Here is an 8,060-nt window from a genome sequence, read left to right as displayed (position 1 = left end):
TATCTTCCCCTCAGTCAGGGTGATTCAGGTTTCTTTCAACCTGACGGGTTTGCCAGCTTCGCTGGGCAAACAAAAAAAGCGGCGCCCTTTTGGCGCCGCTTTCTTGTCTTGTTTGAAGCTGACACTAGGTCAAAGCACTACTCATCTACAACTGATATAGGCTTCGACAGCATTGGCTTACCCTGATTAATATTAATTTCAACGCGACGATTTTGCGCTCGGTCTGAAGGTGTAGTGGCATTTTCTACAATTGGATCGGTATCTGCCTTACCCACTACCGACATACGACTTTCGTCAAACCCTGGCGCGGTACGCATGGCTTCTGCGACCGCGACAGCGCGCTGCGCTGACAAGTCCCAATTAGAACGATAGAGTTCATTAGCAATATGCTGGCCGTCACTGTGCCCTGAAATTTCGATTTCTCCAGGCACATCCGCCAACAGCGTACCTATTTTTCTCAACACCGGTTGGAATTGGGGCTGCAAAAACGCCGAGCCCGCCGAAAAGGAACCGTTTTCACGGATTCGAATGGTTAACTGCTGACCTAACGATTCCATTTCCACCGAACCATCTAGAATTTGTTTTTCTAATTGCTGCGCTACTTTTTTCATCAGTTCAGCCATTTGCGACTGATCGGTGCTTTGTTCAGCCGATGAAGACGATTCTGTAGCCGTTTGTTGAGATTGTCCGCCACGCTGCTCGCCGCGCTGCTTCTGCCTTCCGCCGGCAGAATCCTCATTACCAGCCTGAAATTCCAGCATTTGCTGGGTCATTTCGTTAGTTTGCTGCTGAATGGATTCAATGGGCGTAGGGTCAGGTTTACCCGGACGAAATTCCATAGCAATAACACTGGTGCCCTTTGGAATATCTTTTACTTCAATTTTATTTTGCACACCAAAAGCAAACTTCATAGAGCCTGCAATTTGTTTAAACTTCAGTACGTCCATTTCCGAAAACGAAAGTAGCAGTACAAAGAAGCACATAAGCAACGACATCAGGTCTGCGAAGGTTCCCATCCAGGCTGGAAGCCCCTCGGGGGGACATTTTGGGCATTCTTCTTCGGCCATTACTCTTCCTCTGCGCTTCCGCGTTTACTCGCCGCAAGGTAGTTCTTTAATACCCCTTCGATAACACGTGGGTTCTGGCCGTCGGCTATACCCACAATACCGTCAAGAACAAGACTCTGGTTTAACTTCTCTTCTCCAGCTCTTACCGCCAGTTTAAAGGCAATTGGCAAACACACGACGTTGGCAAAAAAGGCACCATAAAGCGTGGTTAATAGCGCTACCGCCATGGCAGGGCCGATGGCTTTAGGGTCATCCATGTTTGAAAGCATGGCAACCAGACCGATCAAAGTACCAATCATACCCATCGCTGGTGCTACGTCACCCATTCCTTTAAATATAGAAGCGCCGAACTCATGCCTTTCCGTTGTCATAGAAATATCTTTAGCTAACGTTTCTCTCACCACTTCAATGTCGTGGCCGTCAACCAGCATGTCCACACCCTTTTGCATGAACTCATTTGAAATTTCCGCTTCTTCTAATGCCAGAAACCCGCCTTTACGTGCAGCATCTGCCATTTCAACAATCTTCTCGATTAGCTCTTCAGGCGTTTCAATTTTGAACATGAACGCTTTGCCAGCAACTTTACCCGCACTGAAGAATTGACCCAACGTAAACTGAGATAGGACAACAAATAGTGTTCCCCCGAATACAATAAGTATTGATTGCACGTCGATGAACATGCCCAAGCTGCCGCCCAGAATCATAGCCATAACTATGAAACCAATGGCGCCCAACATACCTATGACGGTTGCTAAATCCACTCACTCTTCCCCATTTATGCGCAGTCAGTGCTGTTAGTGTACAAATACCCTATCGGCAAAAGATAGAAATACTAAAACGACATTATTGAAAAATATCACATTTATTTGTTTATTATGAAGTAGGTTCTATGTAAAAGCGCTGCTTTGTCTTTTTTCTAAACTAAAATACCTAGCGCTTTTTCAGCGCCTTACTTTTTCCTTCACAGTAAATAACACGGTTACTTCTGAAAGGTTAGTGAGCCTTGCATCGAATATAGCACAATTTGCTTGTATGTTGCCTTTTGAACTGGATGAAAAAAAAGCTATGTTACTGTGATATAGGCGATATACGGACAAACCATTTGACCCTTGTGCAACCCTCGGTTAATGTGCGCGGTATACGTATTTTGGCCACTATATTGAGTGTTTTTATGACGACAGAAAAAGCATCAGCGTCTTTTGAAGAAACTTTATCAGAACTAGAAGCTATCGTTAACGAAATGGAAAGCGGTGATCTGCCTCTTAATAAAGCACTAGAAAAATTTGAGCGCGGTATAGCACTTTCCCGCCAAGGCCAGCAATCGCTAGAAAACGCTGAGCAAAAAGTGAAAATACTGCTAAGTGAACAAGGCGAAGAAACGCTCCACCCTCTTCCTGAAAGTGAACAGCCATAAACCGTTCATTTTTAACTAACAGGCAATCTATGAATTTTTCTGCTTTGCATCAGCAAGTGAAACAGCAAACTGATGCATCTCTTCTTACATTAATTGACGAATTACCCGATTACGCGCCGCGCTTGAAAGACGCAATGCGTCACGCCTTACTTGCTGGCGGTAAACGGATGCGGCCACTACTTGTTCAAGTAGTAGGTAACACCCTAGACGTGCCCAAAAAAGACCAAATGGCTATTAGTATGGCCATTGAATGTGTGCATGCCTACTCGTTAGTCCACGACGATTTACCAGCCATGGATGACGACGACTTGCGCCGCGGTATGCCAACCTGCCATATCGCCTTTGATGAGGCTACCGCTATTTTAGCTGGCGATGCGCTGCAGGCACTTGCATTTACAGTGTTAGCTGATGCGCCATTAAGCACGTATGCTGAAACAAAGCGTAGCCAGTTACTGTCTGTACTTGCGAAAAGTGCGGGTTACATAGGTATGTGCGGTGGGCAAGCTATCGATTTAGCCAGCACCGGCAAAACCATCTCGCTAGAAGAACTAAAACAGCTGCATAGATTGAAAACCGGTGCATTGTTAAAAGCCTGCGTAGAAATGGTCGCCATTGTTAGTGAAGGCTTACTGCCTCAAACTAAAATTGACTTAATGGCTTATGCCGCGGATATTGGGCTAGCTTTCCAAGTTCAAGACGATATTTTAGATGTGGAAGGCAGTAGCGAAAAATTAGGTAAACCCGCGGGGTCAGACGAAGCGTTAGGGAAAAATACCTTTCCAGCCAAACTTGGTATTACAGGCGCTAAACAAGAATTAGAAATGCTTCACGATAATGCACTTCAAGCATTGGCGCGTTTACCCTACAATACTGACAGTTTAATTGCGTTTAGCGAGCTTTTGGTAAAACGCGACCATTAGCCACGCGCCATGTTGAAAAAGATAATAAGTACATGAGTTTAGATCTCCAACATTACCCAACGCTTGCGCTTGCGCAAACACCCGATAAATTGAGGCAGTTGCCCCAAGACAAATTACGCGAGCTCGCCGATGAGTTGCGTGAGTACTTACTTAACAGCGTAAGCCAAACCAGTGGGCACTTTGCATCTGGTTTAGGCACAGTGGAACTGACCGTCGCTTTGCACTATGTGTACGACACCCCCTTCGATCGACTGCTGTGGGATGTAGGTCACCAAGCTTATCCGCACAAAATCCTTACAGGCCGTGCAGAGCGCATGAGTACCATTCGCCAAAAGAATGGTCTGCACCCTTTCCCATGGCCGCCTGAGAGCGACTACGACACCTTTGCAGTCGGTCATTCGTCTACATCGATTAGTGCAGGGCTGGGCATGGCTGTGGCTGCCGAAAAAGAAGGCAAAAACAGAAAGGTTGTAGCGGTAATTGGCGACGGTGCAATGACCGCTGGTATGGCGTTTGAAGCCCTTAATCACGCTGGTGATATCAAGAAAGACATGGTAGTTGTACTTAACGACAACGAAATGTCTATTTCTGAAAACGTAGGTGCGTTGAACAGTCACTTAGCTCGCTTGCTCACAGGCAACTTTTTCAACTCTATACGCGATGGCGGCAAAAAGCTGCTAAGCAATGTACCTCCTATTAAGGAGTTTGCCAGCCGTGCAGAAGAACACATTAAAGGCATGGTTGTCCCGGGCACGATATTTGAAGAGCTTGGCTTTAACTACATTGGCCCTATCGATGGCCACGACGTAAATGGTGTTGTCGATACGCTACGCAATATGCGCAAGTTTGACGGCCCGCAGCTACTTCACGTAGTCACCAAGAAAGGTAAAGGTTACGCGGTTGCTGAAGAAGACCCTATCAAGTTCCACGCGGTACCAAAATTCAATCCGGCTGACAATGCTTTGCCAAAATCTAAGCCTTCAGCCCCTACCTACTCTGCAATCTTTGGGAAATGGCTGTGTGATATGGCGGCACAAGACCCTAAGCTAATGGCGGTAACGCCAGCCATGCGCGAAGGTTCAGGCATGGTTGAGTTTTCTCAGCGTTTTCCAGAGCAGTATTTCGATGTTGCGATTGCTGAACAGCACGCGGTGACCTTTGGCGCGGGCCTTGCCAAAGACGGTATGAATGCGGTTGTTGCTATTTATTCGTCGTTCCTGCAGCGCGCCTACGACCAGCTCATTCACGATGTGGCGATTCAAGACTTACCCGTATTGTTTGCCATTGATAGAGCCGGTATTGTTGGCGCAGATGGCCCTACTCACCAGGGGGCGTTTGATATCGCTTTCCTGCGCTGTATTCCGAATATGGTGGTTATGGCTCCTTCAGATGAAAATGAATGTCGTCAAATGCTCTACACGGGTCACAAGCTACAAAAACCAGCTGCTGTTCGTTACCCTCGCGGTGCTGGCATGGGTGTCACGCCTGACGAAGCTATGACAGAGCTTGAGATTGGTAAATCTCGTACGTGTCGAGAATCATCAAAAGGCAAGTCTGAAAGTATCGCCATTTTAAACTTTGGCTGCCTACTGCCCTACGCGCTTGAAGCTGCAGAGGCGATTGACGCTACCGTTATCGACATGCGTTTCATTAAGCCGTTAGACGGCGACGCAGTATTAAAAGCTGCCAGTGAGCACAGTGCACTTATTACGTTGGAAGACGGCTGTATTATGGGTGGAGCTGGTAGTGCCGTACTAGAACACTTGCAGCAAAATGGCGTATTAAAAGCGGTGAAGATGTTAGGGCTGCCTGATAGTTTCATACTGCAAGGCACACAGCAAGAAATGTACAAAGAGCACGGCTTAGATGCTGAAGGTATTATTGCGGCGGCTAGCAGTTTAAGTGCTAACTAATTAAGCTTTAAAATCATTACTAAGACATTAAAAAGCCCGCTATTTTGCGGGCTTTTTCGTAAATAGTTTGCTCACCGTCAACTGGCTTTCCTTTAAGGTAAGTCTAACAAAATGGCGGCGAATGTTCGTAATGAATTAAAACAAAGCCAATGCGGCAGGCCAAAACGCCATTAGTAAATGTAGACAACCGCATGCCATGGCGCCAGCGATAAGATCGTCAAGCATAATGCCTGTACCGCCGTGTAAGCGCTTATCTATGATACCTATTGGCCAAGGCTTCAAGATATCGAAAAGCCTGAATAGAACAAAGCCTACAAGTAAAGAAGACGCTGAAATAGGTACAAACAGAAAGGTCACAAACATGCCCGCTATTTCATCCCACACTATAGAGCCATGATCGTGAACCTGCATATCGTCAGCAGTCTTGCCACACAGGTAAATGCCTACAACTGAGAATATCAGCGTAAGCGCGATAAAGGAAATTAGGGAAATCTGGCTACAGGCAATAAGTAGGGGCAACGCAGCAAGTGAGCCAAAGGTTCCCGGCATGAAAGGAATAAGTCCACTGCCAAAGCCTAGTGCGAGAAAATGCACGGGATTTTTCATACTCACTCTAGCGCGAAACTCAGCCTGCATGCTTTTTCCTTTTTATTGCTTTTGTCGGACAAATCGGCTGCCTAAAAGGCGTGCTCGTAACCTGACACGTTAACAGGTGTGTACTTTTCGTTGTCTTTGAGCAATGAAAGTGTGCCGTTATGACCGGTTAATTGGCCAATACATGTGGCTTTCACGTTTGTGCTTGCCAACGAGGTTTCAAGACTTCCGCGCTGCTCTTCACTTACGGTGAAAATAAGCTCATAGTCATCGCCTGCAGACAGCGCGTATTCGATAGCTTGCTCTGGTGTAACCGCGCTTGTTAATGCTCGTGACAACGGTAAACGCTCTACATGAACATTTGCACCGCAATTAGACGCTTTTAGGATATGACCTAAATCTGAAATTAAACCATCAGAGATATCAATGCACGACGTTGCAATACGTCGGATAGCTGTGCCCACCGCTACGCGAGGAGTTGGGAAGTAATGACGATTTACCAAGACATCTTTCGCTTCACCCCTTACACTCAGCTTATTTTGCAGGATGTCTAAACCTGCACCTGCGTCACCAAGCGTTCCCGTGACATAAAGCCAATCACCTGGCTTAGCGCCGCTACGCGTTAGCTCAGAACCTGGCGGTATGAAGCCTTGAGCTGTAATCGTGAACGCCATTGGGCCTTTAACCGTATCGCCACCGATTAGCTGTACAGAATAGTACTGAGTTAGCTCATAAAGGCCCGAAACAAAGTCATCTAGCCAAGTTTCGTCCACTTCCGGTAATGACAGAGATAAACTAATCCACGCTGGCTCTGCGCCCATTGCGGCAAGGTCGCTTAAGTTTACCGCCACTGTTTTATACGCAACAGACTTCGCCGGTGCGTCTTTCAAAAAGTGCACACCTGCAACCAGGGTATCTGTGGTAACGGCAAGCTGTTGGTTTTCAGGAACCGTTGTTACAGCACAGTCATCACCAATACCAATAACAACGTCTTTGCGTTTGTGGCCGCTGTTTGAAAAGTAGCGGCCGATAAGGTCAAATTCTTTCACGGTAATTTTTAAACCCTTTTAGCGGCAGTCCATGCCGCCACGGTAAGGTTAGTCGCGCTCGTCTTTGCGCAAAGTGCGCACTGCTTTGTCCAGTGCACCATTAATGAACTTGTGACTTTCTTCAGCACCAAATGCTTTAGCAAGCTCAATCGCCTCATTAATAATTACGCGGTAAGGGACGTCAATGCGCTCGGTCAGTTCCAGCGTCGCAATGCGCAAGATTGCTTTTTCAATAGCGTCTAACTCTTCAGGCAAACGGCCAAGGTAAGGCTTGATGGTCGCATCAAGTTTACTTGCGTTGTGTGCAACACCGCGAAGCAGAGCTTGGAAATACGCCATATCTACCTTTTGCATGTCGTTACTGGTGGCTAGCGCCAGTTCAACCTGCTGAATATCGTTGTGACTCATTTGCCATGAATACACGCCTTGCAGAGCGAGTTCACGGGCTTTACGACGAGCTGAAACTTTCACTTAATGTTTACCTTAAAGCTTTTCAACAGCATCGATAACGTTAACCATTTCCAGCGCACCAAGTGCAGCTTCTGCACCTTTGTTGCCCGCTTTGGTTCCTGAACGCTCGATAGCCTGTTCAATTGAATCTGTTGTAATTACGCCAAATGATACGGGTACACCGTATTCAAGAGAAACTTGCGCAAGACCTTTGTTGCATTCGCCTGCTACAAAATCAAAGTGTGGTGTACCACCACGAATAACCGCACCTAGTGCGATGATGGCGTCAAATGACTTTTTCTCAGCTAATTTCTTAGCTACTACAGGTAACTCGTAAGCACCAGGTACACGTACTAACGTGATATCGTCATCACTCACTTCACCGTGACGCTCTAGTGTGTCTAGTGCACCTTCAAGTAAGCTTTCAACTACAAAGCTATTAAAGCGTGATACAACGATAGCAAATTTCTTACCGGTTGCTCTGATATTACCTTCAATTACCTGCATGGATTCATTCCTCGAGAAAAAACGGCGCGAAGTATACCACAACTGCGCCCAAACTAAATCGATTGTTTCTTTAACTTCAACTATTCGTAAACGGGTACGTTAGCTTGACTCAATGTGGGAACGGAGTGCTTGTCGCAAACCCTCTC

9 protein-coding genes are annotated in these 8,060 nt (G+C 46.5%); 3 read left to right on the top strand and 6 right to left on the bottom strand.

The annotated features are described in order from the left end of the window. Positions 1-137: 137 nt before the first annotated feature. Both NO989_RS12920 and pomA read right to left on the bottom strand, forming a co-directional pair. A complete protein-coding gene (locus NO989_RS12920; protein WP_014976980.1) occupies positions 138-1,067 on the bottom strand; it encodes a flagellar motor protein MotB in 930 nt (309 codons plus the stop codon). Beyond that, a complete protein-coding gene (gene pomA / locus NO989_RS12915; protein ID WP_014950082.1) occupies positions 1,067-1,828 on the bottom strand; it encodes a flagellar motor protein PomA in 762 nt (253 codons plus the stop codon). The genes NO989_RS12920 and pomA overlap by 1 nt, the downstream gene beginning before the upstream one ends. A 410-nt stretch (positions 1,829-2,238) precedes the next feature. Between pomA and xseB the strand changes: the two genes are divergently transcribed. The 3 genes from xseB to dxs are packed head-to-tail and all read left to right on the top strand — an operon-like array spanning position 2,239 to position 5,314. After that, positions 2,239-2,481 carry an exodeoxyribonuclease VII small subunit gene (gene xseB, locus NO989_RS12910; RefSeq protein WP_014976981.1) on the top strand — a complete coding sequence of 81 codons (243 nt, stop codon included), beginning with the start codon at positions 2,239-2,241 and terminating at the stop codon, positions 2,479-2,481. Positions 2,482-2,510: 29 nt separating this feature from the next. Then, on the top strand, positions 2,511-3,401 hold the full coding sequence (locus tag NO989_RS12905) for a farnesyl diphosphate synthase (RefSeq protein WP_014950084.1): 891 nt from the start codon (positions 2,511-2,513) through the stop codon (positions 3,399-3,401). A gap of 32 nt (positions 3,402-3,433) precedes the next feature. Then, positions 3,434-5,314, top strand: a complete 1,881-nt coding sequence (dxs, locus tag NO989_RS12900; protein ID WP_014976982.1) for a 1-deoxy-D-xylulose-5-phosphate synthase — start codon at positions 3,434-3,436, stop codon at positions 5,312-5,314. A gap of 135 nt (positions 5,315-5,449) precedes the next feature. Here the strand turns inward: dxs and NO989_RS12895 are convergent, their stop codons facing one another. Genes NO989_RS12895 through ribE form a run of 4 tightly spaced genes read right to left on the bottom strand, consistent with a single transcriptional unit; the run spans position 5,450 to position 7,914 of the window. After that, the gene (locus NO989_RS12895) at positions 5,450-5,950 is read right to left on the bottom strand and encodes a phosphatidylglycerophosphatase A (protein WP_049586604.1); all 501 of its coding nucleotides are present in this window, start codon (positions 5,948-5,950) and stop codon (positions 5,450-5,452) included. Between the two features lie 41 nt (positions 5,951-5,991). After that, positions 5,992-6,957: a thiamine-phosphate kinase gene (gene thiL / locus NO989_RS12890; protein ID WP_318488069.1), complete on the bottom strand. Its 966-nt coding sequence runs from the start codon at positions 6,955-6,957 to the stop codon at positions 5,992-5,994. Positions 6,958-7,005: 48 nt separating this feature from the next. Next, the gene (nusB, locus tag NO989_RS12885; protein WP_012518940.1) at positions 7,006-7,428 is read right to left on the bottom strand and encodes a transcription antitermination factor NusB; all 423 of its coding nucleotides are present in this window, start codon (positions 7,426-7,428) and stop codon (positions 7,006-7,008) included. A 12-nt stretch (positions 7,429-7,440) separates the two neighbouring features. Further along, positions 7,441-7,914, bottom strand: a complete 474-nt coding sequence (gene ribE, locus NO989_RS12880; protein ID WP_014950088.1) for a 6,7-dimethyl-8-ribityllumazine synthase — start codon at positions 7,912-7,914, stop codon at positions 7,441-7,443. Between the last annotated feature and the right edge of the window lie 146 nt (positions 7,915-8,060).

The organism is Alteromonas sp. DY56-G5 (assembly GCF_041414725.1).
In the GTDB taxonomy this organism is placed as follows: Bacteria; Pseudomonadota; Gammaproteobacteria; order Enterobacterales; family Alteromonadaceae; genus Alteromonas; species Alteromonas macleodii.
This window is presented reverse-complemented; position numbering and strand designations above follow the sequence as displayed.